26 protein-coding genes and 1 rRNA gene are annotated in these 22,700 nt (G+C 48.8%); 4 read left to right on the top strand and 23 right to left on the bottom strand.

Annotated elements, in window-relative coordinates:
* Positions 1-114, bottom strand: a 16S ribosomal RNA gene (locus IY568_RS20455); the annotation flags it as partial.
* A 555-nt stretch (positions 115-669) separates the two neighbouring features.
* Here IY568_RS20455 and IY568_RS20450 point away from each other — a divergent pair.
* Positions 670-1,272 (top strand): hypothetical protein, encoded by a 603-nt coding sequence (locus IY568_RS20450; protein WP_194868525.1) that lies wholly within the window; start codon positions 670-672, stop codon positions 1,270-1,272.
* Between the two features lie 88 nt (positions 1,273-1,360).
* Here IY568_RS20450 and rplQ read toward each other — a convergent pair whose 3' ends face one another.
* The 20 genes from rplQ to IY568_RS20355 all read right to left on the bottom strand — a co-directional run bounded on the left by rplQ (position 1,361) and on the right by IY568_RS20355 (position 13,110).
* Entirely contained in the window at positions 1,361-1,762 is a 402-nt protein-coding gene (gene rplQ / locus IY568_RS20445) for a 50S ribosomal protein L17 (protein WP_010386932.1), read from the bottom strand.
* Positions 1,763-1,801: 39 nt separating this feature from the next.
* Positions 1,802-2,788, bottom strand: coding sequence for a DNA-directed RNA polymerase subunit alpha (locus IY568_RS20440; protein WP_010386933.1), 987 nt, complete (start codon positions 2,786-2,788; stop codon positions 1,802-1,804).
* A 24-nt stretch (positions 2,789-2,812) separates the two neighbouring features.
* The gene (gene rpsD, locus IY568_RS20435; RefSeq protein ID WP_046006900.1) at positions 2,813-3,433 is read right to left on the bottom strand and encodes a 30S ribosomal protein S4; all 621 of its coding nucleotides are present in this window, start codon (positions 3,431-3,433) and stop codon (positions 2,813-2,815) included.
* Between the two features lie 22 nt (positions 3,434-3,455).
* A complete protein-coding gene (gene rpsK, locus IY568_RS20430; RefSeq protein ID WP_010386935.1) occupies positions 3,456-3,842 on the bottom strand; it encodes a 30S ribosomal protein S11 in 387 nt (128 codons plus the stop codon).
* A gap of 13 nt (positions 3,843-3,855) precedes the next feature.
* The gene (rpsM, locus tag IY568_RS20425; RefSeq protein ID WP_010386936.1) at positions 3,856-4,212 is read right to left on the bottom strand and encodes a 30S ribosomal protein S13; all 357 of its coding nucleotides are present in this window, start codon (positions 4,210-4,212) and stop codon (positions 3,856-3,858) included.
* A 129-nt stretch (positions 4,213-4,341) separates the two neighbouring features.
* Positions 4,342-4,455 carry a 50S ribosomal protein L36 gene (gene rpmJ, locus IY568_RS20420; protein WP_002959476.1) on the bottom strand — a complete coding sequence of 38 codons (114 nt, stop codon included), beginning with the start codon at positions 4,453-4,455 and terminating at the stop codon, positions 4,342-4,344.
* 22 nt (positions 4,456-4,477) lie between these two features.
* A complete protein-coding gene (secY, locus tag IY568_RS20415; RefSeq protein WP_010386937.1) occupies positions 4,478-5,806 on the bottom strand; it encodes a preprotein translocase subunit SecY in 1,329 nt (442 codons plus the stop codon).
* Between the two features lie 11 nt (positions 5,807-5,817).
* Entirely contained in the window at positions 5,818-6,252 is a 435-nt protein-coding gene (gene rplO, locus IY568_RS20410) for a 50S ribosomal protein L15 (protein WP_010386938.1), read from the bottom strand.
* A gap of 4 nt (positions 6,253-6,256) precedes the next feature.
* The gene (gene rpmD, locus IY568_RS20405; RefSeq protein WP_010378276.1) at positions 6,257-6,436 is read right to left on the bottom strand and encodes a 50S ribosomal protein L30; all 180 of its coding nucleotides are present in this window, start codon (positions 6,434-6,436) and stop codon (positions 6,257-6,259) included.
* Positions 6,437-6,442: 6 nt separating this feature from the next.
* A complete protein-coding gene (rpsE, locus tag IY568_RS20400; RefSeq protein ID WP_010386940.1) occupies positions 6,443-6,949 on the bottom strand; it encodes a 30S ribosomal protein S5 in 507 nt (168 codons plus the stop codon).
* Positions 6,950-6,958: 9 nt separating this feature from the next.
* Complete coding sequence (rplR, locus tag IY568_RS20395) at positions 6,959-7,309, bottom strand: 50S ribosomal protein L18 (protein WP_049865984.1); 351 nt, start codon at positions 7,307-7,309, stop codon at positions 6,959-6,961.
* A gap of 9 nt (positions 7,310-7,318) precedes the next feature.
* The gene (gene rplF / locus IY568_RS20390; protein ID WP_010386942.1) at positions 7,319-7,849 is read right to left on the bottom strand and encodes a 50S ribosomal protein L6; all 531 of its coding nucleotides are present in this window, start codon (positions 7,847-7,849) and stop codon (positions 7,319-7,321) included.
* Between the two features lie 13 nt (positions 7,850-7,862).
* Positions 7,863-8,255 (bottom strand): 30S ribosomal protein S8, encoded by a 393-nt coding sequence (rpsH, locus tag IY568_RS20385; RefSeq protein ID WP_010386943.1) that lies wholly within the window; start codon positions 8,253-8,255, stop codon positions 7,863-7,865.
* A 20-nt stretch (positions 8,256-8,275) separates the two neighbouring features.
* Entirely contained in the window at positions 8,276-8,581 is a 306-nt protein-coding gene (gene rpsN / locus IY568_RS20380; RefSeq protein ID WP_010386944.1) for a 30S ribosomal protein S14, read from the bottom strand.
* Positions 8,582-8,591: 10 nt separating this feature from the next.
* Positions 8,592-9,131 (bottom strand): 50S ribosomal protein L5, encoded by a 540-nt coding sequence (gene rplE / locus IY568_RS20375; RefSeq protein WP_010386945.1) that lies wholly within the window; start codon positions 9,129-9,131, stop codon positions 8,592-8,594.
* Between the two features lie 15 nt (positions 9,132-9,146).
* Positions 9,147-9,461: a 50S ribosomal protein L24 gene (rplX, locus tag IY568_RS20370; protein WP_010386946.1), complete on the bottom strand. Its 315-nt coding sequence runs from the start codon at positions 9,459-9,461 to the stop codon at positions 9,147-9,149.
* A 10-nt stretch (positions 9,462-9,471) separates the two neighbouring features.
* Positions 9,472-9,840, bottom strand: coding sequence for a 50S ribosomal protein L14 (gene rplN / locus IY568_RS20365; protein WP_010386947.1), 369 nt, complete (start codon positions 9,838-9,840; stop codon positions 9,472-9,474).
* Positions 9,841-10,141: 301 nt separating this feature from the next.
* The gene (locus tag IY568_RS24920) at positions 10,142-10,375 is read right to left on the bottom strand and encodes a hypothetical protein (protein ID WP_228553481.1); all 234 of its coding nucleotides are present in this window, start codon (positions 10,373-10,375) and stop codon (positions 10,142-10,144) included.
* Positions 10,376-10,485: 110 nt separating this feature from the next.
* The gene (locus IY568_RS24915; RefSeq protein ID WP_228553480.1) at positions 10,486-10,983 is read right to left on the bottom strand and encodes a polysaccharide deacetylase family protein; all 498 of its coding nucleotides are present in this window, start codon (positions 10,981-10,983) and stop codon (positions 10,486-10,488) included.
* Between the two features lie 177 nt (positions 10,984-11,160).
* Positions 11,161-13,110 (bottom strand): AsmA family protein, encoded by a 1,950-nt coding sequence (locus IY568_RS20355; protein ID WP_194868524.1) that lies wholly within the window; start codon positions 13,108-13,110, stop codon positions 11,161-11,163.
* Positions 13,111-13,320: 210 nt separating this feature from the next.
* Between IY568_RS20355 and IY568_RS20350 the strand changes: the two genes are divergently transcribed.
* Positions 13,321-14,487: a hypothetical protein gene (locus tag IY568_RS20350; RefSeq protein WP_125564356.1), complete on the top strand. Its 1,167-nt coding sequence runs from the start codon at positions 13,321-13,323 to the stop codon at positions 14,485-14,487.
* Positions 14,488-14,727: 240 nt separating this feature from the next.
* Positions 14,728-15,414 carry a TorF family putative porin gene (locus IY568_RS20345; protein WP_125564354.1) on the top strand — a complete coding sequence of 229 codons (687 nt, stop codon included), beginning with the start codon at positions 14,728-14,730 and terminating at the stop codon, positions 15,412-15,414.
* Positions 15,415-15,432: 18 nt separating this feature from the next.
* Here IY568_RS20345 and IY568_RS20340 read toward each other — a convergent pair whose 3' ends face one another.
* Positions 15,433-16,320, bottom strand: coding sequence for an aldo/keto reductase (locus IY568_RS20340; RefSeq protein WP_194868523.1), 888 nt, complete (start codon positions 16,318-16,320; stop codon positions 15,433-15,435).
* Complete coding sequence (gene purT, locus IY568_RS20335) at positions 16,317-17,504, bottom strand: formate-dependent phosphoribosylglycinamide formyltransferase (RefSeq protein WP_194868522.1); 1,188 nt, start codon at positions 17,502-17,504, stop codon at positions 16,317-16,319. The genes IY568_RS20340 and purT overlap by 4 nt, the downstream gene beginning before the upstream one ends.
* A gap of 186 nt (positions 17,505-17,690) precedes the next feature.
* On the opposite strand from purT, the gene IY568_RS20330 reads away from it, so the two are divergent.
* Positions 17,691-22,700, top strand: coding sequence for a non-ribosomal peptide synthetase (locus IY568_RS20330; protein ID WP_194868521.1), 5,010 nt, complete (start codon positions 17,691-17,693; stop codon positions 22,698-22,700).

Raw genomic sequence — 22,700 nt, 5'->3', positions numbered from 1 at the left:
TCACCCGTCCGCCGCTCGTCATCTTCTAGCAAGCTAGAAATGTTACCGCTCGACTTGCATGTGTTAGGCCTGCCGCCAGCGTTCAATCTGAGCCATGATCAAACTCTTCAATTAAAAGTTTTTTGAAACCGAAGTTTCGTGCTCATTGAATTCTGATTTTGATTCTTTCGAATCGAATTGACTGTTATAGTCACTCAGTTCAGTTGAGACTCTAAATTTTTGTGCGTCATTCAGTAAACTGAAATCCGCTGTTAGAACTCAATCTGTACGAGTGCCCACACAGATGATTGCTTCATATTTTTAAAGAACGGTGCGACTTAATGTCGCCGCGCTGTTAGCGCTGAGGGTTGTGCATTCTAATCACTTCCCATTTTATGTCAACACTTAATTTTGAGAAATTTCAGAATCAAGTTTTATCTGACTCCCAACTCGTTGGCTCGTTGCTTTTCAGCGTTGTGCCCCGTGTCGGTGGATGCGCATTATAGGGAAATCGAAACCCAGCGCAACCCCTTTTTTGAAGAAAAGTGAGAAAAACAGCGCGTTAGGACAAAAATAAGGCAAGATGCTCATTTATACACCTTTACTTATGTGTATTTCCTGATTTTCTGTACAAGCTCACTCTTTTTATAGAGAATTCCCGCCGAGTTATTTGATTAAAATAGGAAAATCATGAAAAAGTTCAGTTTGGCTGTATTGGCTGCACTCTCTACAACCACGTATGCATCAGAAGACATCACAAACCCACTATCCTTCTCAGCAACCGCTGGTTATACCTTCGGTGGTGACACACTAGGGACATTGGTGTACGAAGATGATAGTGACAACAGCGTAAAAGCAGGATCTGGATTAATTCTTGGTGGCGGATTCAACTATGCACTTAGCCAGACGTTCGATATTCGTCTGAATGCATCTATTCATCTTGATTCTGCAGACGCAGAAAATGGCGATCTCACATTTAGTCGTTTTGCATGGGAAGCTATCCCTTACTATAAAGCAAATGAACAAATCAAACTGGGGCTCGGTGTAGGCATAGATTCATCAGTTGAGCTAGAAAATGACTTCGGCAATGATATTGAATTTGACAATGCGGGTAAGTTCATCGTGTCAGGTATGTACACATTCGAAAACTGGAGTGCCAGCCTTGAATTAAGATACAGCGTAGTCGAATATGAAGTCTCAAAGATCGGCCGCTATTCTGTTGCAAACGAACTTTCACGTGCCAACAAGATTGATGCGAATCACGTTGGTATTTTATTTCACTGGAACTTCTAAGTCAGTGGATAAGTCTGGTGAAATACTTTTCACCAGACGTAGAAAAGCCGGGCAATGCCCGGCTTTTCTGTGTCTTAACTAGTAAGACTTACTCTGCAGACTGCGCGTCTTCTTGAACTTCTTCAGTCGCAACTGGGCGATCTAGTAGTTCAATGTAAGCCATTGGCGCGTTGTCACCTGCACGGAAGCCACACTTCAGAATACGAGTGTAACCACCTGGACGATCCGCGAAACGAGGACCGATCTCAGAGAACAACTTACCAACTACTTCTTTATCACGCGTGCGAGCAAACGCTAAACGACGGTTTGCTACGCTGTCAGTCTTAGCCAGTGTGATTAAAGGCTCAATTACACGGCGCAACTCTTTCGCTTTAGGCAAAGTTGTTTTGATGATTTCGTGCTTCACCAAAGAACCAGCCATGTTGCTGAACATCGCTTTGCGATGGCTGCTGTTACGGTTTAATTGACGACCACTCTTACGATGGCGCATGACCCTATCCTTCTAACTAAACTAATATAGTAACTTAGATTACTCAGCCAGACTTGCAGGTGGCCAGTTTTCCAGGCGCATGCCCAGAGAAAGACCACGTGAAGCTAGCACGTCTTTAATTTCAGTCAGAGACTTCTTACCAAGGTTTGGTGTTTTCAGAAGCTCAACTTCAGTACGCTGTACTAAGTCACCGATATATTGAATTTGCTCGGCTTTCAGACAGTTCGCAGAACGTACAGTTAGCTCTAAGTCATCGACTGGACGAAGCAGAATAGGATCGAACTCTGGCTTCTCTTCTTTTTCTTCCGGCTCAGAAACATCACGTAGATCTACGAATGCTTCCAATTGCTCAGCAAGAATAGTAGACGCACGACGGATCGCTTCTTCAGGATCCAAAGTGCCGTTCGTTTCCATATCGATGATTAGTTTGTCTAAGTCTGTGCGTTGCTCAACACGAGCTGACTCAACCGAGTACGCAATACGCTCAACCGGGCTGAATGATGCATCAAGCAGCAAACGACCGATTGGGCGCTCATCGTCATCAGAGGATAAACGACTAGACGCCGGTACATAACCGCGACCACGCTCAACGCGAATGCGCATACTGATCTCACTATTGTCAGCCGTAAGGTGACAGATCACATGCTCAGGGTTGGCAATAGTCACGTCTCCGTCGTGCTGGATATCAGCCGCAGTCACAGGGCCTACACCAGACTTAGTCAGGGTAAGGAAAACTTCATCTTTACCTTCTAGAGATACTGCCAGACCTTTTAGGTTCAACAGGATTTCAATGATGTCTTCTTGTACGCCTTCTTTCGCGCTGTACTCGTGCAATACACCGTCAATTTCAACTTCTGTCACAGCACAACCAGGCATAGATGAAAGAAGTATACGACGTAGAGCATTGCCTAGTGTGTGGCCGAAACCACGCTCCAGAGGCTCTAAAACTACTTTAGAACGCGTTGAGCTTACAGCGTCGATATCGACTAATCTTGGTTTTAGGAATTCGGTTACAGAACCCTGCATTTTATCCTCTCTTAACTCTTAACTTTACTTCGAGTAAAGTTCGACGATTAGTTGTTCGTTAATGTCCGCAGACAGATCAGAACGCTCTGGTAGGCGCTTGAAAGTACCTTCCATTTTTGAACCGTCAACTTCAATCCAAGTTGGCTTTTCGCGTTGCTCAGCCAACTCTAGAGCAGCGATGATACGCGCTTGCTTTTTAGACTTCTCGCGAATTACTACCACGTCTTCTGGAGTAACTACGAAAGAAGGGATATTAACAACACGACCATTAACCATAATCGCTTTGTGGCTTACTAGCTGACGTGCTTCAGCACGTGTGCTTGCAAAACCCATGCGATATACAACATTGTCCAGACGTTGCTCTAGAAGCTGAAGCAGGTTTTCACCTGTGTTGCCTTTAAGGCGAGCAGCTTCTTTGTAGTAGTTACGGAATTGCTTTTCAAGTACACCGTAGATACGACGAACTTTTTGCTTTTCACGTAGCTGTAGACCGTAGTCAGATAGACGACCTTTACGTGCGCCGTGCTGACCAGGTGCTGTTTCTAGTTTACACTTAGAGTCAATTGCTCTTACGCCGCTTTTAAGGAACAGGTCAGTACCTTCACGACGACTCAGCTTGAGCTTAGGGCCCAAATATCTTGCCATGTTCTTTCTCCTAACCTATTAATTATACGCGACGTTTCTTCGGTGGACGACAACCATTATGTGGGATTGGCGTCACGTCAGTGATGTTTGTGATACGGAAACCAGCAGCATTCAATGCACGAACAGCAGACTCACGGCCTGGACCTGGACCTTTGATGAATACTTCTAGGTTCTTAAGACCGTACTCTTGAGCAGCAGTACCTGCGCGCTCTGCAGCAACCTGTGCAGCGAAAGGAGTAGACTTACGAGAACCACGGAAACCTGAACCACCTGCAGTCGCCCAAGAAAGAGCATTGCCTTGACGGTCAGTGATGGTCACAATCGTGTTGTTGAAAGATGCATGAACGTGAGCCATGCCGTCAACAACCTGCTTTTTGACCTTTTTACGACGAATTGGTGCTTTTGCCATAACTTACCCCACCTTATTTCTTGATAGGCTTGCGAGGACCCTTACGAGTACGCGCGTTAGTCTTAGTACGCTGACCACGTAGTGGAAGCGAACGACGGTGACGTAAGCCACGGAAACAACCAAGGTCCATAAGACGCTTGATGTTTAGTGTAACTTCACGACGAAGATCACCTTCAACGGTGTACTTGCCAACTTCTTCACGAAGAATATCAAGAGTTTCGTCGTTTAAATCGCCGATTTTAGTAGTTTCAGCGATACCAGTCGCAGCTAAGATAGCCTTAGCGCGAGTTTTACCTACACCATAGATGCTTGTTAAACCGATAACAGCATGCTTATGATCAGGAACGTTAATGCCTGCGATACGGGCCACTAACATATCTCCTATAAATAAACCTGATTATCATCTTGCTGGAAAGCCCGTATAGGATACCCAACCGACATTCAGGTTTTACCAATGAAACAGGCTAAGTAAACTACTTAGCCTGCACGACTAGATTTCTTAGCCTTGCCTTTGCTTGTGCTTAGGCTCACTGCAGATCACGCGTACCACACCGGCACGTTTGATAACTTTACAGTTACGGCAGATTTTCTTAACGGAAGCACGTACTTTCATTACTCAACTCCGTAAACAGACCTTAGCGGCCGTAGCCTTTAAGGTTCGCTTTTTTCAGCACAGAATCATACTGATGAGACATCAGATGGGTCTGTACTTGTGCCATAAAGTCCATGATAACCACAACGATAATCAAGATTGATGTACCGCCGAAGTAGAACGGCGTTTGCCACGCCATGGTCATAAACTCGGGCACCAGACAGATAAAGGTAATATACAACGCACCGGCCAAAGTCAGGCGTGTCATTACTTTATCAATGTATTTAGATGTCTGCTCACCTGGGCGAATGCCTGGAATAAATGCGCCAGATTTCTTCAGGTTGTCTGCTGTCTCACGCGGGTTAAATACCAACGCAGTGTAGAAAAAGCAGAAGAAGATAATCGCTGCTGCAAGTACCATCGCATACAGAGGTTGACCGGGAGTCAACACTGCAGAGACAGCCTGCAAGAAGTCAGCAACTGGACCTTCACCTTGACCGAACCAGCTTGCAATTGTACCAGGGAACAAAATGATGCTGCTAGCAAAGATTGGTGGAATAACACCCGCCATGTTAACTTTCAATGGTAAATGCGTGCTCTGCGCTGCGAAGACCTGACGACCTTGCTGACGTTTTGCGTAGTTAACAACGATACGACGCTGACCACGCTCAAAGAACACTACCAAATAAGTAACTGCGAATACGATTACCGAAATTACAACCAAAGCTAATACATTCAGATCACCTTGACGCGCCATTTCTGCTGTCGAACCGATTGCAGACGGCAGGTTAGCTACAATACCAACAAAAATCAGAACAGAGATACCGTTACCAATACCACGCTCTGTGATTTGTTCGCCCAGCCACATCAGGAACATAGTACCGGTCACTAAACTCACCACAGCGGTGAAGTAGAAACCGAAACCAGGATTGACGACCAACCCATCCATCATATTAGGAAGGTTAGTTGCAATACCGATAGACTGGAATGTAGCAAGCACAAGCGTACCATAACGCGTGTACTGACTGATCTTCTTACGACCTTGCTCACCTTCTTTCTTAAGCTCTATCATCGCAGGATGTATGTGCGTTAATAGCTGCATAATAATTGAAGCTGAGATATAGGGCATAATACCCAGCGCGAGTACCGAGGCACGCTCAAGCGCACCACCGCTGAACATGTTGAACATTTCAACAATGGTGCCCTTTTGTTGCTCGAAGAATTCGGCAAGTACGGCGGCATCAATCCCAGGGATCGGCACGAACGAACCTAAACGGTAAATAATGATAGCACCCAATACGAACAGTAGTCGGCGCTTCAGTTCCGCTAGCCCACTCTGTGCGCTTTGCATATCTTGACCTGGTTTAGCCATAGTGTACTTCCTTAGTCTTCTACCTTGCCTCCGGCAGCTTCGATAGCTTCGCGAGCACCTTTAGACACTTTAATGCCTTTAACGGTAACTGCGCGTGAAACTTCGCCAGATTTAACAACTTTTACGAACTGGATGTTCTTTTTAACAATACCAGCTGCTTGTAACGCGCTTACATCTACCGTATCGCCTTCAACTTTAGCGATTTCGTACAGGTTTACTTCAGCAGATACTAGAGATTTGCGAGAAGTGAAACCGAACTTAGGCAGACGACGTTGCATAGGCATTTGACCGCCTTCGAAACCAACGCGTACTTTACCGCCTGAGCGTGATTTTTGACCTTTGTGACCACGACCACCAGTCTTACCAAGACCAGAACCGATACCACGGCCAACACGCTTACCAGCTGTCTTTGCACCAGCAGCAGGTGAAAGTGTATTCAAATGCATCGAATTAACCCTCTACCTTAACCATGTAAGAAACTTGGTTGATCATACCGCGAACTGCTGGCGTATCTTCTAGCTCAACAGTGTGGTTGATACGACGTAAACCAAGGCCACGTAATGTAGCTTTATGCTTCGGTAAACGACCGATTGAGCTACGTACTTGAGTTACTTTTACTGTGTTTGCCATGGTGTCTTACCCCAAAATTTCGTCAACGCTAAGACCACGTTTAGCAGCAATACCCTCTGGAGAATTCATGTTCTCTAGAGCTGAAACTGTTGCACGAACGATGTTGATCGGGTTAGTAGAACCGTATGCTTTTGAAAGTACGTTCTGAACACCAGCAACTTCTAGTACTGCACGCATCGCACCACCGGCGATGATACCCGTACCTTCTGATGCAGGCTGCATGTATACTTTAGAACCAGCATGGCGACCCTTGATAGGGTGCTGCAAAGTATGACCGTTAAGGTCTACTGAGATCATGTTACGACGTGCTTTTTCCATTGCTTTTTGAATAGCAGCTGGAACTTCACGTGCTTTACCGTAACCGAAACCTACTTTACCTGCGCCGTCACCAACTACAGTCAGTGCTGTGAAGCTAAAGATACGACCACCTTTAACTACTTTAGACACACGGTTTACCGCGATTAGCTTTTCAGCCAATTCAGGCTGTTGTGCTTTTGCTTCTACGTTAGCCATTGTCTACTCCTAGAATTGCAGACCGGCTTCACGCGCTGCATCAGCAAGCGCCTTCACACGGCCGTGATATTTAAAGCCACTGCGATCAAAAGCGATTTTTTCAACGCCTTTGTCAGCTACGCGCTCAGCGATTGCTTTACCAACTGCTTGAGCCGCTTCGATGTTGCCTGTGCCTTTAACTGTTTCAGCAATTGCTTTTTCAACAGTAGAAGCAGCAGCCAGTACACTACCCTCAGCGTTGATCACTTGAGCGTAAATGTGACGTGGCGTGCGGTGGATAACAAGGCGAGTTGTGCCCTGTTCGATAATATTTCTACGAGTGCGCTTAGCACGACGTAGACGAGCTGTTTTCTTATCCATCGTCTTACCTTACTTCTTCTTAGCCTCTTTACGACGCACGTATTCGTCAGCATAACGTACACCTTTACCTTTATAAGGCTCTGGCTCACGGTATGAACGAATGTTCGCAGCAGTTTGACCAACAAGCTGCTTGTCTGCGCCCTTAACAACAATTTCAGTTTGGCTTGGAGCTTCGATAGTGATACCCGCTGGGATCTCGAAGTTCACTGGGTGAGAGAAGCCAAGAGTCAAGTCTAATACTTTACCCTTAACTGCTGCACGGTAACCAACACCTACTAGTTGTAGTTTCTTCTCAAAACCTTCGTTAGCACCAATGATCATGTTATTGATCAACGCACGTGCAGTACCCGCTTGAGCCCAAGCGTTAGCAACTTCACGTGGAGTTGTAGTGATAACGTTGTCGTTAAGTGAAACTTCAACCGCAGCATTGATAGTGCGCGTTAATTCACCGTTTTTGCCTTTAACTTTGATGTCCTGGCCGTTAACTGTAACTTCAACACCGGCAGGAACAGTAATAGGAGCCTTCGCTATACGAGACATAGTTCCCCTCCGATTAAGCTACAAAGCCAATGATTTCACCACCAACACCAGCGTTACGCGCAGCGCGGTCTGTCATCAGGCCTTTAGAAGTTGATACGATAGCGATACCTAGACCACCCATTACCTTTGGTAATTCGTCACGTCTCTTATAGATACGTAGACCAGGGCGGCTAACACGCTGGATGTTTTCGATAACAGCTTTGCCTTCGAAGTACTTAAGTTCGATAGTCAATTCTGCTTTAACGTCACCAGATACTGCGAAGTCACCGATGTAACCTTCGTCTTTTAGTACCTTAGCAATAGCTACTTTCAGCTTTGAAGTTGGCATAGTTACAGATACCTTCTTCGCAGTCTGACCGTTACGGATGCGTGTAAACAAATCCGCAATTGGATCTTGCAAGCTCATGTCTTACTCCCGTGATTCTATTACCAACTAGCCTTTTTAAGGCCAGGAATTTCACCGCGCATAGCAGCTTCGCGAACTTTGATACGGCTCATGCCGAACTTGCGAAGGTAACCATGTGGGCGGCCCGTGATGTTACAACGATTACGTTGACGTGAAGGGCTAGAATCGCGTGGTAAAGACTGTAGCTTTAACACTGCATCCCAACGCTCATCATCAGATGCGTTAACATCGCTGATGATAGCTTTTAACGCAGCACGCTTTTCAGCATACTGAGCAACTAATTTAGCACGTTTTACGTCACGTGCTTTCATTGAATTCTTTGCCATAACCCTACCCTTACTTTTTGAATGGGAAGTTGAACGCTTCTAACAACGCACGGCCTTCGTCATCTGTTTTCGCAGAAGTAGTGATTGTGATGTCCATACCGCGAACACGGTCGACTTTATCATAATCGATTTCTGGGAAGATGATTTGCTCACGTACGCCCATAGAATAGTTACCGCGACCGTCGAAAGACTTTGCGCTAACACCGCGGAAGTCACGAATACGTGGCATCGCGATAGAGACTAGACGCTCTAGGAAATCCCACATACGCTCGCCGCGTAGGGTTACTTTACAGCCAATTGGGTAACCTTCACGGATCTTAAAGCCAGCAACAGATTTGCGTGCTTTAGTTACCAGAGGCTTCTGACCAGAGATAGCTTCTAGGTCTGCTACTGCATTCTCTAGAATTTTCTTGTCAGCTAGGGCTTCGCCCACACCCATGTTTAGTGTGATCTTTTCGATCTGAGGGACTTGCATGACAGAGCTGTAACCGAACTTTTCGAAAAGTTCTTTTACTACTTTGTCTTTGTACACTTCATGCAGTTTCGCCATCGTCTACTCCAACTATTAGATAGTTTTACCAGTAGACTTGAAGAAACGGACTTTTTTACCGTCTTCAAATCTAAAACCTACACGATCTGCTTTGCCAGTTTCGGCATTAAAGATCGCGACATTAGATACGTCGATAGACGCTTCTTTCTCAACAATGCCGCCAGCTTGCTGTAGTTGTGGTACAGGCTTCTGGTGCTTTTTGATGATATTGATGCCTTCGACAAATACTCGACCAGTTTCAGTTACAAGTGAAAGCACTTTACCGCGCTTACCTTTGTCTTTACCGGCTAGTACGATTACTTCGTCATCACGACGGATTTTTGCTGCCATGATCGACTCCTTATAGTACTTCTGGTGCTAGTGAAACGATCTTCATGAACTTTTCGTTACGTAGTTCACGAGTCACAGGGCCGAAGATACGAGTTCCGATCGGCTGTAGGCTATCGTTAAGGATAACAGCAGCATTACTGTCGAAACGGATCAAAGAACCGTCTGGACGACGAACGCCTTTTTTGGTGCGCACAACTACTGCGTTTTTAACATCACCTTTCTTCACTTTACCGCGAGGAATCGCTTCTTTAACAGAAACTTTAATGATGTCGCCAACCGCTGCGTAGCGACGGTGCGAACCACCTAAGACTTTAATACACTGCACTTTGCGAGCGCCGCTGTTATCAGCAACGTCCAGCTGAGTTTGCATTTGGATCATCTTGATGAGCTCCGGTGTAATATACAACACGCCTAGATTTTGTTTAAAACCCAAGCATTTAGATTAATTTCCACTCAAATTACGAACGTGTCGTGCTTCAAGGGCGGGCAATTGTAACAGCAAAGCAGCGCTAAAGATAGTTCAATTTTTAATTAATTTGAGCAGGCTGCTGTGCCGAACTTGCTGTAAAACAGGGATATGGGGACAAACCAAATCTTCACAAGTCACACTGCCAAACTAATTATGCAAAACGATTACAAAGGCTATCTACATAACCTCTTATCTGCGAACAAAAAATAGACTAACCAGGTTGTTTGCGATGCATTTTTATGTAACTGGCGACCTTTTCGACAGTGTCTACCCAATAACCGTTTTCAGGTGTATTTAAATATTGAATTAATTGTGACAGCACCCTTGCATCGACACTGTAACGGCTGTTTTCGCCCACCTCGTGTCCAGCCAGGATAATCCATTTGTTGTTTTCCCGCAGCGCTTCGAGGGTTGCTTTTAGCTCCTCAAAGGTCAGTCCATCCATTCTTATCCCGGTGAGTTGAGCGAAATCGGTATAAACGGGGTTGTTTGCAGTTTCATCCAGCCAGGTGCGGCCAGTCTCAAAATGCCGGGCAATCAGCGGGACATAGCTTTTTACCTGTGCGCCCCGGCCAACAAAGGTATTACCACATGGGTAGGCAAAGCTCTTAGGCTCAACACCAGCTGGGTTTTCAGATACTGGTTGGTGGTTAGAATATCCTGTTCCAGCCAGGCAAGATTAACCTGCTCCAGCCCCTTATCCTGTGCTCTCAGCCAGTCGAAGTTACCGGTGCACAAATGAGACAACGTGTGATTGCCCAGCTCATGGCCCATTTTCACCACCTTGCGCCAGTCCTTAAGGCGTGCCCCCACCGGTTCTGGCATCACGTAGAAAGTCGCTTTAATACCGTATTGGTCAAGAATAGGGACGCCCACATCGAGTTGGCTCTCTCTGGCGTCATCAAAGGTCAGACTAACGGCATTACGTGCGCCGTGCGGGTATGGAAAAGTCGTCATGTGCATCTGCTCAGTCGCACTGTGTGTGTCTGCCAGGGCGCACGCATGGCTCAGTATGCCGCATAGCAAGATAACAAGTTGTCGCTTATTTATCATATATCACTCCGGGTAAAAGGATCAGGCTCTCGACGAGTTTGATGTGAGTGTGGCAAAGCCGCGTGTGTGGTGGGACTGAAGGTTTTCTGAAGGATGCTTATGAAAGTGTTAAGGGCATGAATTAATAGAATAATACACCGGACAGCAAGGCCCGATGTATTACCTGTGTGAGCGAGACTATCCGCCAAAAAAGCCCTTTAACTTGTCTTTGAGCTTCTCTTTCACCGCGTCTTTGGCCTTGTCTTTGGCCGCACCACTTAAATCCAGCTTAGTCTCCACTTGATGGAATGGCCCCTTAATTCTGACCGGTATTTTAAAGCCCGTGCTGTCATCCTGACTCTGCTGGCCTTCAATAGTATCTACAATGCCAGTCACGACCCGATAGTTGACGTACGTTTTAGGCAAATCGACTTCACCTTCTCCGGTAATGCGGATTAACGGACTTGCCAGATTCAGGTCGCGGTTACGACCAACCCCGTTAAGGAACTGGAAACTTCCGGTCAACGCAGAGAAGTCTGTTTTCTGATCCGGGTCAAAATCGGCGTTCACCCCCTCAGAAACAGAAGAAAAATTCCCTTTGAGCATTTCTTTTCCTTTGCGCACCATCTCCGCCAGGTTCGCTCCTTTTACGCCACCATCTTTAAATTCAAACGCCAGTTCGCCCGCCAGTGCCGCAACAAATTGTTTCTGACTGACACCTCGGGTTTCGAGATCCCAGTTCAGACTCCCCTTACCCAATACCTTGTCAAACCCTATTGCATCGGTCAAAAGCGGCTCGGCATTAATGCCATTCAGGGCAAAATTGGTGGTCACCTGATAAGGTTTAGACGCGGCATTAACATGCACAACCCCTTTGCCCTGCCCTTCATAGGCTGCAAACTTATCCATCGACAGTTTTGCTTTACCTTTGTTGAGCGCGACTGAGAACTGATTAGCACCCAGTTTAATTTCTCTGGCGCGTAAACCACTGGAGCGGATCACAACGTTGGCATCCAGCATATTCAACGCCGACAGATCAATTTCACTGTCATCCCAGACAATGGGCTGTGGTTCACCCGGTGCGCTTTTAGGCTGCTCAGGTGCCTCAACCGGCTCTGGTAAATACGGGTTGAGGTCTAGCATCCCTAAATCCACATCCGCATTCACACTCAGGCGTTCGCCTAATGTGATCTCACTGCGTCCCTGAACATCCAGCTTGTCCAGTTTGGCTTTTAAAGACTGCAGTGCAAATACGTTACTGGCAAAACGCATTTCTCCGGCTACTTCAAACTGATTAAACGCTTGAGGCTTCGCTTTCAGGTCAACCTTTTGCCACTGGGCAATGTCTTTCACTGAATCGCCAGATAACGTCAGTGCCCCACCGAACACCTTACCCTGTTCAGTGATCTGGCCATCGAAGGTCATGTTCACCAGACGCGACTCCAACGCTTGAGAAAAGCTAAAGTCTTTACTTTCTATGGCTTTCGCGGGCGTATCTACCGTCATATTGAGCGCAAACGTTTCTCCCTGAAAGGCCACCTTGCCATTTAACTCCAGCGCCTTATACAAGGAGGGAAGTGTGATGGTCAGTGCCAGGTCTGAGACTGCGTGCCGCGTACCTGATGTGGCATCGGCGTAAATCAGCTCTCCCCCATAAATAGCAACCTCACCCAGCGCAATATCGAATCCTGTTGGCAGTACCACAGGACCCGACGCGCTCTGAGCCTGCTCTGCTGGCGCATCTGATGCGGTTCCTTTGCCTAACGCCATGACCCAGTTGGCCTGACCCGCAGCGTTCTTTTCAAGCAGAATTTTTGGGTTGCGGATCACAAACTGCTCTAACTGGAACTCCCCTGAAAACAGAGAAACCCAGGGAATGTGCACAGCCAACTGGTCCATCGTCAGCATATGTGGCTGACTGCCCCCGGGCATGTTCTCAAAGCGAACATCGTTGAGGACAATATTCAGGCGCGGCAGAATACTGAGCTCACTGTCGCCTGCAATGTCGAGCTTACGCCCGGTATTTGCTTCGACCTGTTGCTCCAGCTGCGCAATAATGGTCGAGGTCGGGATCAGCATGGGGGCGACCACAACAGCAATCACCAACACAAGTATCAGTGCGCCGACCAATTTGAGCACGCGTTTCATATCTCTTCCTTTATAAATCATCTAAGACTCATTCTATGATAGCGATTTGGTTGATAAATTCACCTTCACCCCGGAAGATTTTTCAATCCGCCATATCTCGCATTGCACTTGTTGGAGATCCCGGTATGATCCACGCCCTTGTCAGTTTTACCGACCTTTCGCTAAACTGAATAGTCTGAATTAACCCTCTAGTTGGAGAACCGCTGCGACATGAAGAAGCTGCTCATTTCACCGTCGAATATGGCTTTGGGCGAACAAGAAAGTCAGATTTACCAGAACATCCTGAAACAGGCGACCGAGATCAGTCTCAACCTGATGGCCGTTAAGGTTGAAAATCATCCAGAAGACTTTCTGGGATGGTGCTATGAGCTATTGGATGTAGCTAAGAACCGCATTAATTTTGAGCTGCTGGACGATCATCAGTTGCCTATTGTGAAAAAACTTCAGGACATGCTGATCAGCGCTATCAGCTTTTTGCAGCTAAAAACACTGCGTATTGCGCCCTGGCCGATGATCTGCGAATTCATTCGTCAACGTGAATCAGAGCTGGCACTGACAGAACAGCTCAAGCTCATTGACTACCTGGCTGCGTTACGTGCTACGCCGTTGCAGGATATGATCAACGAAGACCGCCTAGCATTCAGTGGTAAACATGCTGCCAGCCTGGATACCGGTGTATATCAATTCGATGTGGAGTGGTTTGCCTCAACCAAAAGTGCCAAAGGATTCCATCAACTCCTGGCTGACTTGCCCGGTGAGTTTGATACGGCACTGGCTCATATTCCGCTCGAAGGCGAAGTCACTCAGCAGCACTATCAGGAGTTTGTACTGGCTTACCTGATGGCATTCAGTCACAGCGACGAAAAACCGACTCTGGCGCCTGCCACTCGCCTGCTTGCGATGCGCCGCCCGGATGTATTTACTCCGCTGGTTAACAGCAAACTGGACGCCCTGTGTCAGGCGCTCGGCATTGCTAAGCTAACAAACCGAGATTTCGAACGTTACTGGCAGGATATTGTCGTGACCATTAATAAGATGCCTTGGTTTGCAACGGGCAATGCTGCAGACGAGTTTGAAGCCAGGTTGCGCGCCATTAAAGCCTTATTGCCATGCTTCTTTTTCTATGCGGACAAAGACACGCCACAAAGCTCCAACTACTATAAGCTGTTAAATAAGCCAAAACGGACAAGTTCTGGCAGCACCACCAGAACCACCCGCCGCAGCAAAGAGTCAGCAGAGACCTTAGTCGATCGGGCTCTGAGTGACGACAGCATTCCTGAACATATTCGTGCCAAGCGCGACTCTATCATCGCTGAAGTAGAAAAAGGCCGTAGCGTCGACGAAACCATTTCACTAATGCGCGCAATTTTCGGGTAACCGAACAATTTGTCCCTATGATCAGGTAGTTATAATCTGCCTGATCATTGTGCAACGGCGAACAAAAATGCACCAGCGGCGTGCATCCAGCCTTTTTCCCCTTATCTAAGCACGCTGCCTGATTGAAAATATATTCATTTAAATCAAGATAGTAAATTAGAACTTCGTCTTTTCTTCAAGGCTGGCTTAGCCATTGCAACCTCCCGGGCGACAACCACTTTGTGCTCCAGAGGACTCTACATGAACAATAAATACTCATTAATCTGTGCAATCTCACTGCTACTCGCTCACCCACTGGCATTGGCCGATACGTCAGCTTCCGTTAGCGCCAATGTGGCCGCCAGCTCCAATTATTTCTGGCGCGGGATCACCCAATCGGATGATGGTGCCGCCGTCTCTGGCGGGCTGGACTATGACAGCGGGAAAGGATTTTATCTTGGTGCCTGGGCGTCCAACGTGGACTTTGGCGATACAGCCAGTACCAGCTATGAGCTGGATCTCTACGCGGGCTTCAGCGGCGAATTCAAACAGCTTAGTTATGATCTGGGTTACATTCATTATGCCTATCCGGATGCAGCTGGCGACATCGACTTTGGTGAACTCTATGCCTCGGTTGGCTGGCAGTATTTCACTGTCAAACTCAGTCACTTGACCACTGCACAGAGCGACTCAAGCACGGAAGAGGATATGCTATATCTGGAACTCAACGCGGCGTTTGCGGTGTTTTCTGAATCTGAATTGGGCCTGCACCTCGGTCGTTCAAGTGGCGATACTGTCATGGAATGGACGGGTGAGGATGACAGCTACATGGATTATGGCGTCAGTCTGAGCACGGGCGGACTCACGCTGGGACTGGTGAAGACAGACCTTGATGCCGATGATGACATCAAGGCGTATGTGAGTTATGCGCTGGACTTTACACTCTAAGTCCGGCAATCTAACTCATTAAGGTACACTATGACCGGTCGATGCCTGCCAGATGCGATACCATTGCTCACGGGATAACGTCAACGTACGTGCCGCCACAGCGGTGCGCACTCGTTCGATGTTACCGGTACCCAGCACCACGGACGGTTTGCTTGGGTGCATCAGCAACCAGGCATAGATCACCGCATCAATGCCGCTGGCCCCCACTTCCTCAGCCACTTCACTCAGGCACTCACGCAATCGCAGCGCTTTGGCATCTGCCTCGGCAAATATACGTCCGCCTGCCAGCGGTGACCACAGCATAGGATGTATACGCAACTGCTGACACTGGTCTAAAGTACCATCATCCAGTGCTTTCATTTCATAAGGTGAAAACTCGATCTGATTGGTCACAAGCTCAAAATCGAGACGAGACTGCAACAGGCTCAACTGAGAGGGCGTAAAATTCGACACCCCAAAATGCAATACATCACCATTTTGTTTAAGCCGGGTAAACGCCTCAGCCACTTCATCGGCATCCATCAGATAATCCGGGCGGTGGATCAACAAGGTATCAATGCGATCGGTGCCAAAATGCTGCAAAGACTGTTGCACTGAGGCGATAATGTGGGCCTGACTTGAGTCATAGTGATTCGCCTTACCCGCAAGCCCTTTGCTGGCAAGCGCAGGTCGAATACCGCATTTGGTGATGATGCTGATCTGATCCCGAACCGACGGCTGCAACGCCAGTGCACGGCCAAAAGCCGCTTCACATTCATACTGACCGTAAATGTCAGCATGATCGGTATCTCGTACACCCAGCTCTGTCAGTTGCTTTACAAAATCCAGAGTCTGGGCTGGGCCTTGCTGCCAGTCCAGTAAACGCCAGAACCCGGCGACCAGATCGCCCATTACCTTGTTTGTCATAAAATCGTGCCTATGGTTGAACTTACTCTTTTTGCTTTCTCTACAGCCAGATCACAACTTGCATCGCGCGCCAGCGCCACACCCATCCGGCGTTGACCCACCACCTCAGGTTTGCCAAATAAACGCAGGTCGGTATTTGTTTCACTCAACGCTTCGGCAACCTGAGTGAAGCTAAGCTGCTGTGACGTACCGTTGACCAGTATAACACTGGATGCCGAGGGGCCGTGACATTGAATGTTGGGAATTGGCAAGCCCAGGATCGCCCGCACATGTAAGGCAAATTCACTGAGGTCCTGAGAGATCAGGGTCACCATGCCAGTATCATGAGGCCGCGGTGAGACTTCGCTAAAATACACATCATCGTTTTTGATAAACAGTTCGACCCCAAACAGCCCGCGTCCGCCGAGTGCTTCTGTGATCTGCTCTGCCATCGCTTTGGCTCGCGACAATGCCAACTCAGACATTGCTTGTGGTTGCCAGCTTTGCTGATAATCTCCACCTTCCTGCACATGCCCAATCGGCTCACAGAAACTGGTGCCATCAATATGGCGAATTGTCAGCAGGGTAATTTCGTAGTCAAAATCAACAAAACCCTCCACAATCACCCTGCCCTGACCTGCGCGTCCACCTTGCTGCGCATAGTTCCAGGCGGCTTCCAGATCAGCCTCACTACGCACCACACTTTGTCCTTTACCCGAGGAGCTCATAATAGGTTTAATAACACAGGGCATGCCAATCTCAGCAACAGCATGGACAAACTCCTGCTGTGTGTCGACAAATCGATACGGCGAAGTTGCCAGACCCAGTTCTTCGGCTGCAAGACGACGGATCCCTTCCCGGTTCATAGTGAGCTGTGTCGCTTTTGCAGAAGGCACCACAGTAAACCCCTGTTGCTCGAGCGCCACTAATGTATCGGTCGCAATTGCTTCGATCTCTGGCACAATATAGTCTGGTTGCTCCTGCTCAATAATTGCAGCCAGTTGATTACCGTCCAGCATAGATAAAGTGTAACTGCGATCAGCCACTTGCATCGCTGGCGCATTATCATACCTATCTAACACCACCACTTCTGCGCCCAGACGTTTGAACTCAATCACCACCTCTTTACCCAGCTCTCCGCCGCCACATAACAGCACCTTACACGCAGTCGCACTAAATGGCGTGCCCAATCGCTTAATTTTCATGATTTATTCCTAAGTAACGATGAATATCAAAAGTGACCGACAAAATAACACAAATTGCAATACCGCCAGCATAAAAAAAAGCGTCAAAATATCCAAAAAAAAACAATAAAGACACAATTTGTACACAGTTGGTGTACATAATTCACACGCAACCAAGTTGAACATGTTAGCGAAGGACTAGAAGACGTGAACACGAAGCATTTTTCAGACCGTGGTATGCCACCACTGGCGAAGACTCTCTCACAAGTTTATGGCAAATATGCGAATCGAACTGCGCTTATTTATGAAAATAATCATATCAGCTATCAAGAATTAGCACAGCGGGTTACTTTCCTTGCTGGACACATTCGTCTGCAACTGTGTGAACAGGCAGAAACAGCCCCTTCTTCTCAATACATTGCACTTTATCACGAGCGCGGCATTGATATGGTTGTCAGTATGCTGGCGGCTGCGCATTGCGGGCTTGGCTATATTCCCATTTCTACCGATGCACCGGCGCAACGGACCCAGTTTATTTTACAAGATAGCCAGCCAGCTTTGATCCTAACCCACAGTCACCTCAGTAAGGTTGACGCCATTGCGGGTCGCCCGCAGCTGTGCGTGGACACCCTCAGCCCCCGTGAGGCACTCGACACAGCCCCCGCACAAACGCAAGACGCGATAGGGTACGTGATTTATACCTCAGGAACAACCGGGCAACCCAAAGGCGTGCAGATCCCGGCGCAAAATATTTTACACCTCGCCGACACCCATATTGACGCGTTCAACACGCCACAGTATCAGCGCGCCTTGCTATTTGCCTCTTACATTTTTGATGCCAGCGTATTCGAACTGTTCGTCCATTTATTACTAGGCCAAAGCGTGTATATTGCCAGCGAGCATGAGCGCAAAGATGCGCAAGCCTTGAGCACACTGGTACAGCAAAATGACATCGAGTTTGCCTCTATTCCGCCTGCACTGCTGGCATTAATTCCACCGCAACAACTCAGCGCACTCAAATGTCTGATCGTGGCCGGTGAGACACCCAACGTAGCCATGCTCGAAGCTTACAGCCAGATCACCGCGATCTATAATGGGTATGGCCCGACAGAAAACACCGTTGCAACCAGCTTGCATCGCTTTTCACCACAAGACAGTGAGCTGAATATTGGCCAGCCGCTCAATGATACGCGCTTATATGTGCTGGATCCCCAGCTTAATCCCTGTCCACAAGGTGAGGTCGGTGAATTATATATTAGTAGCCCGCGCCTGGCACTCGGGTATCTCAACCGTGATGAGCTGACCCAAAGTCGCTTTATCGCCAACCCGTTTTATGACCCCCAGTCCGATGCCAGCGGTTTCAGCCGCTTATATAAAACAGGCGACTTAGCCTCCTTTGATGGTCAGGAGTACCATTTTGCCGGCCGTGACGATGGTCAGGTCAAGCTACGCGGTTTTCGTATCGAGCTCGAGGAAATCGAACAAACCATCGCCACTTTAGACACAGTCAAACTGGTCAGTTGCGTTATCAAACAACAGGGCAATCGTCGCTTACTCGCCGCCTATGTCGTGACACAGCACGATGAAGCAACTCAGACTCAAGACATCGCCAACCACCTTAGCCGCACTCTGCCAGATTATATGCAGCCCGACCTGATCGTGCTGCTCAGTCAGCTGCCGATGACAGAAAATGGCAAAACGGACAAACGCGCACTGGCGGCATTACCTATTGAAGTTGAACACACCCATCAGGATGCTCAGTTATCGCATACGCAGCACGCCTTTTTGACCCTGATGCAGGGCTATTGCCCGGCAGAGCTACACTGGCACAGTGATTACTTTGAACAAGGTGGTGACTCCATCTCTGCTATCCGTATCGCCAATGAAGTTCAGCAACAGCTTAAATTGCATCTGGATACCCAGCTGATTTACCGCTTGCGTACCCCGGCGCAGATCTGGCAGGCGTTACTGACTCACAACACCCGTCCGCCCGTCGACATTGTCCCGCGCGCAGCGCACTATCAACACACGGCGCCTCTGTCTGCACAACAAAGTGGGCTGTGGTTTTTAGCACGCCAGGCACCCGATAATCTCGCCTATCACTCGGTCAGCCGCCTGACGCTGAGCGGTGTACTCGACCCGGCGGCACTACAAGGTGCACTCAGTACGTTAGTTCAGCGCCACGAAATTTATCGAACGTCATTTGACCTACACGAGCCACTTCAGCATATCCACCCGCATTGTGTCCCTGAACTGCCAGTCTTAGATTACAGTGATCTGAGTGAACAGGACGCCCAGGCGAAGATCACCCAGCATTTGGCCCGGCTTAATGCCCCATTCAAGCTAGACAGCCTGCCACTGGCACGCTGGACACTGGTTAAACTGGATACTGAAAAGCACGTCTTGCTGCAAGTAGAGCACCATTTGATCCATGACGGCTGGTCAGCCAATCAGTTTGCAACACAATTACTGGCCCTGTATGCCCAGCTCAACAATGGCGAATCTCTTGCCACAATGCCCGATGTCATCCAATATGCCGACTATGCCTGCCACCAGGCCCAGTGGCTGGACAGCGAACAGGCACAGCAGCAACGTTTGTACTGGCAGACTCAGTTACAATCCGCTCCGCCGCGTATCAATTTACCTGTTTCACAGCTGGCACAAGATGTGCCCGTCAGCGCCGATACCTTTCGTCTTGAACTACCCAGACGTGTCTGGCAACAGCTTCAGCAATTTTGTCAGCGCAATCAGATAACCCCCTTTTCGGCTACGTTGGCCACATTATATGTCGTACTGTCGCGCTTCAGTGGAGATGAGGATATCTGTATTGGTTCAGCCATGGCCAATCGCAATCACCCTCAGCTTGAAGCCACCATGGGTATGCTGGTGAATACGGTGGTACACCGCTTACAAAGTGATCCGCAGACCACCATCAATGACCTGATCCAGCAGAGCTTTGAGGTATGCGTAGAAGCACAAGCAAACCAGGCTTTCCCCTTCCCGGCGCTGGTTGATGCACTCAATGTGCCACGTATTCCCGGCGTAAACCCGCTGTTTCAGGTATGTTTTACCTTCCAGGACACGCCACTGCCCGCAACCCCCCAGGATACATTCAAGGACATTCAACTTGATCAGGGGGCACCAGCACAGGATGCTAAATTCGAGCTGAATATTGCGATGTTGGACATGCACAGTCAGGATCCAGACCGCCCAGTCGTCATGCAATGGGAATATGACCGCAGTCGCTATGATCTGTGGTTTATTGAGTCTATGGCCAACAATTTTGCTCACCTGTTAGCGCAACTGGTGACATGCACGTCTCCATCCGCACTGTCTCAACCTTTGGCTGCACTGGCACCCGCGGCAACGCAGCCTGAACCGCTCACGACTCCGTTGCACTCCAGTGAAAGTCTGACTGCCTTATTCGAGCAACAGGCACAGCGCCAACCCGGCAATACCGCCTTGTTCACCTCAACAGGCTCCATGAGTTACGATCAGCTGACGCGTCGCGCGAACCGGCTTGCACACTGGTTGATGGCCCAAAATGTGGCCGGTCAGTTTGTCGGGCTATATTTACCGCCGGGCCCGGATACCCTGGTTGCGATTCTCGGCGTACTAAAAGCGGGGGCTGCCTATGTGCCGCTGTCTACACGTGCGCCCGTCAGTCGTAATGGCTTTATTCTCGAGGATGCTCAGGTACAGGTCGTTATCAGCTATCGTGAACTCATTGATGACCTGAATACACCGCGCCTGACTCCCCTTTTCCTTGAGGATGAGGCAACCCTGCTCAGCTATCCGGACACATCGCCCACCAGCTCCATCACAGGCGTAGATCCAGCCTATGTCATCTATACCTCTGGCACCACAGGCAAGCCCAAAGGCGTGGTTCAGACCCATGGCAATGTCGCCCGTTTGCTAAGCGCAGCCGAACAGCATTTTAGCTTTTCAACACAAGATACCTGGGTGCTATACCACGACTATATCTTTGATTTCAGTGTCTGGGAGATCTGGGGCGCACTGGCCTATGGTGGCAAGCTGTTTATTCCGGACTATCTGGAGATCCGCGACAGTATGCAATTTGTCGAGCAATGTCAGCAATTTGGCGTCACCGTACTCAACCAGACGCCCAGTGCGTTTTATACTTTTGCCGACATCGCCAGCACCGCTCAGATGCCGCTCAACACATTGCGCTATGTCATTTTTGGCGGTGAGCAACTGAACTATAGCAAGCTGGCGCCCTGGTGGCAGCAATATGGTGACCGCATCACTTTGGTCAATATGTATGGTATCACCGAGACCACAGTACACGTCACCGCGCTGACTCTGAGCGCTACTATGCCACGTCACATTGCCGACATCGGTCAGCCGCTTGCCGACATGCAGGCGCTGGTGCTGGACGAGCAACATCGCCCTGTCCCTGTAGGTTGCCCGGGTGAGCTCTATATCACCGGCGCAGGCCTGGCAGCGGGTTACCTGAACCGTGATACGCTAAGCGCAGAGCGCTTCTTTACCCTGACCCTGGGCGAGCGTGAATGTCGGGTGTATCGCACCGGTGACAAAGCACGCCTGCTCCCAACCGGACATCTGGAATATCTGGGTAGGCTGGACGATCAGGTCAAGATCCGGGGTCACCGGATAGAGCTGGGTGAGATAGAAGCGCAGTTACTGACCTTCGGCGAAATTTCAAAAGCCTGCGTACTGACTTATGACAATCAGGGGCAAACAGCACTGGTGGGATACATAGTTCCTGCCGTGCATACCAGTGAGTGCGAAGCGCTGCGTCAACGCCTGGCGACACGTCTGCCTAATTATATGATCCCGGACCAGCTGATTGCGCTGGACGCATTTCCGCTCACCGTCAATGGCAAACTGGATAAAAAAGCATTGCCGGCGCCCAGCCTGACCAGTCAGAGTAACTATGTCGCCCCTCAGACACCATTACAACGGCAGCTTTGCCAGCTCTGGCAACAGATCCTGGGGGTGAGTCAGGTGGGGATCCAGGATGACTTTTTCCAGCTAGGTGGGAACTCTATTCTGGCCGTCAAGCTGGTACGCGAAGCGCAGGAGTCTATGCAGCTGGCAATGCCGCTATCAGCCCTGCTGAATTACCCAAATATTGCCACCCTGGCTGAGCACCTGAGCAGCACTCAGGTAAATACCATCGTTCGTTCACAGCGTGCAACACAGACCAGCGCAAAGCAGGTCATGGAGCTTTAA

Source organism: Pseudoalteromonas sp. PPB1 (assembly GCF_015356275.1).
GTDB lineage: Bacteria > Pseudomonadota > Gammaproteobacteria > Enterobacterales > Alteromonadaceae > Pseudoalteromonas > Pseudoalteromonas rubra_D.
This window is presented reverse-complemented; position numbering and strand designations above follow the sequence as displayed.

What these genes read in the sequence shown, in the direction of transcription:
- IY568_RS20450 (WP_194868525.1), top strand. Translation starts at nt 670, where the DNA reads ATGAAAAAGTTCAGTTTGGCTGTATTGGCTGCACTCTCTACAACCACG.
- rplQ (WP_010386932.1), bottom strand. Translation starts at nt 1,762, where the DNA reads ATGCGCCATCGTAAGAGTGGTCGTCAATTAAACCGTAACAGCAGCCAT.
- IY568_RS20440 (WP_010386933.1), bottom strand. Translation starts at nt 2,788, where the DNA reads ATGCAGGGTTCTGTAACCGAATTCCTAAAACCAAGATTAGTCGATATC.
- rpsD (WP_046006900.1), bottom strand. Translation starts at nt 3,433, where the DNA reads ATGGCAAGATATTTGGGCCCTAAGCTCAAGCTGAGTCGTCGTGAAGGT.
- rpsK (WP_010386935.1), bottom strand. Translation starts at nt 3,842, where the DNA reads ATGGCAAAAGCACCAATTCGTCGTAAAAAGGTCAAAAAGCAGGTTGTT.
- rpmJ (WP_002959476.1), bottom strand. Translation starts at nt 4,455, where the DNA reads ATGAAAGTACGTGCTTCCGTTAAGAAAATCTGCCGTAACTGTAAAGTT.
- secY (WP_010386937.1), bottom strand. Translation starts at nt 5,806, where the DNA reads ATGGCTAAACCAGGTCAAGATATGCAAAGCGCACAGAGTGGGCTAGCG.
- rplO (WP_010386938.1), bottom strand. Translation starts at nt 6,252, where the DNA reads ATGCATTTGAATACACTTTCACCTGCTGCTGGTGCAAAGACAGCTGGT.
- rpmD (WP_010378276.1), bottom strand. Translation starts at nt 6,436, where the DNA reads ATGGCAAACACAGTAAAAGTAACTCAAGTACGTAGCTCAATCGGTCGT.
- rpsE (WP_010386940.1), bottom strand. Translation starts at nt 6,949, where the DNA reads ATGGCTAACGTAGAAGCAAAAGCACAACAGCCTGAATTGGCTGAAAAG.
- rplR (WP_049865984.1), bottom strand. Translation starts at nt 7,309, where the DNA reads ATGGATAAGAAAACAGCTCGTCTACGTCGTGCTAAGCGCACTCGTAGA.
- rplF (WP_010386942.1), bottom strand. Translation starts at nt 7,849, where the DNA reads ATGTCTCGTATAGCGAAGGCTCCTATTACTGTTCCTGCCGGTGTTGAA.
- rpsH (WP_010386943.1), bottom strand. Translation starts at nt 8,255, where the DNA reads ATGAGCTTGCAAGATCCAATTGCGGATTTGTTTACACGCATCCGTAAC.
- rpsN (WP_010386944.1), bottom strand. Translation starts at nt 8,581, where the DNA reads ATGGCAAAGAATTCAATGAAAGCACGTGACGTAAAACGTGCTAAATTA.
- rplE (WP_010386945.1), bottom strand. Translation starts at nt 9,131, where the DNA reads ATGGCGAAACTGCATGAAGTGTACAAAGACAAAGTAGTAAAAGAACTT.
- rplX (WP_010386946.1), bottom strand. Translation starts at nt 9,461, where the DNA reads ATGGCAGCAAAAATCCGTCGTGATGACGAAGTAATCGTACTAGCCGGT.
- rplN (WP_010386947.1), bottom strand. Translation starts at nt 9,840, where the DNA reads ATGATCCAAATGCAAACTCAGCTGGACGTTGCTGATAACAGCGGCGCT.
- IY568_RS24920 (WP_228553481.1), bottom strand. Translation starts at nt 10,375, where the DNA reads ATGGATGGACTGACCTTTGAGGAGCTAAAAGCAACCCTCGAAGCGCTG.
- IY568_RS24915 (WP_228553480.1), bottom strand. Translation starts at nt 10,983, where the DNA reads ATGATAAATAAGCGACAACTTGTTATCTTGCTATGCGGCATACTGAGC.
- IY568_RS20355 (WP_194868524.1), bottom strand. Translation starts at nt 13,110, where the DNA reads ATGAAACGCGTGCTCAAATTGGTCGGCGCACTGATACTTGTGTTGGTG.
- IY568_RS20350 (WP_125564356.1), top strand. Translation starts at nt 13,321, where the DNA reads ATGAAGAAGCTGCTCATTTCACCGTCGAATATGGCTTTGGGCGAACAA.
- IY568_RS20345 (WP_125564354.1), top strand. Translation starts at nt 14,728, where the DNA reads ATGAACAATAAATACTCATTAATCTGTGCAATCTCACTGCTACTCGCT.
- IY568_RS20340 (WP_194868523.1), bottom strand. Translation starts at nt 16,320, where the DNA reads ATGACAAACAAGGTAATGGGCGATCTGGTCGCCGGGTTCTGGCGTTTA.
- purT (WP_194868522.1), bottom strand. Translation starts at nt 17,504, where the DNA reads ATGAAAATTAAGCGATTGGGCACGCCATTTAGTGCGACTGCGTGTAAG.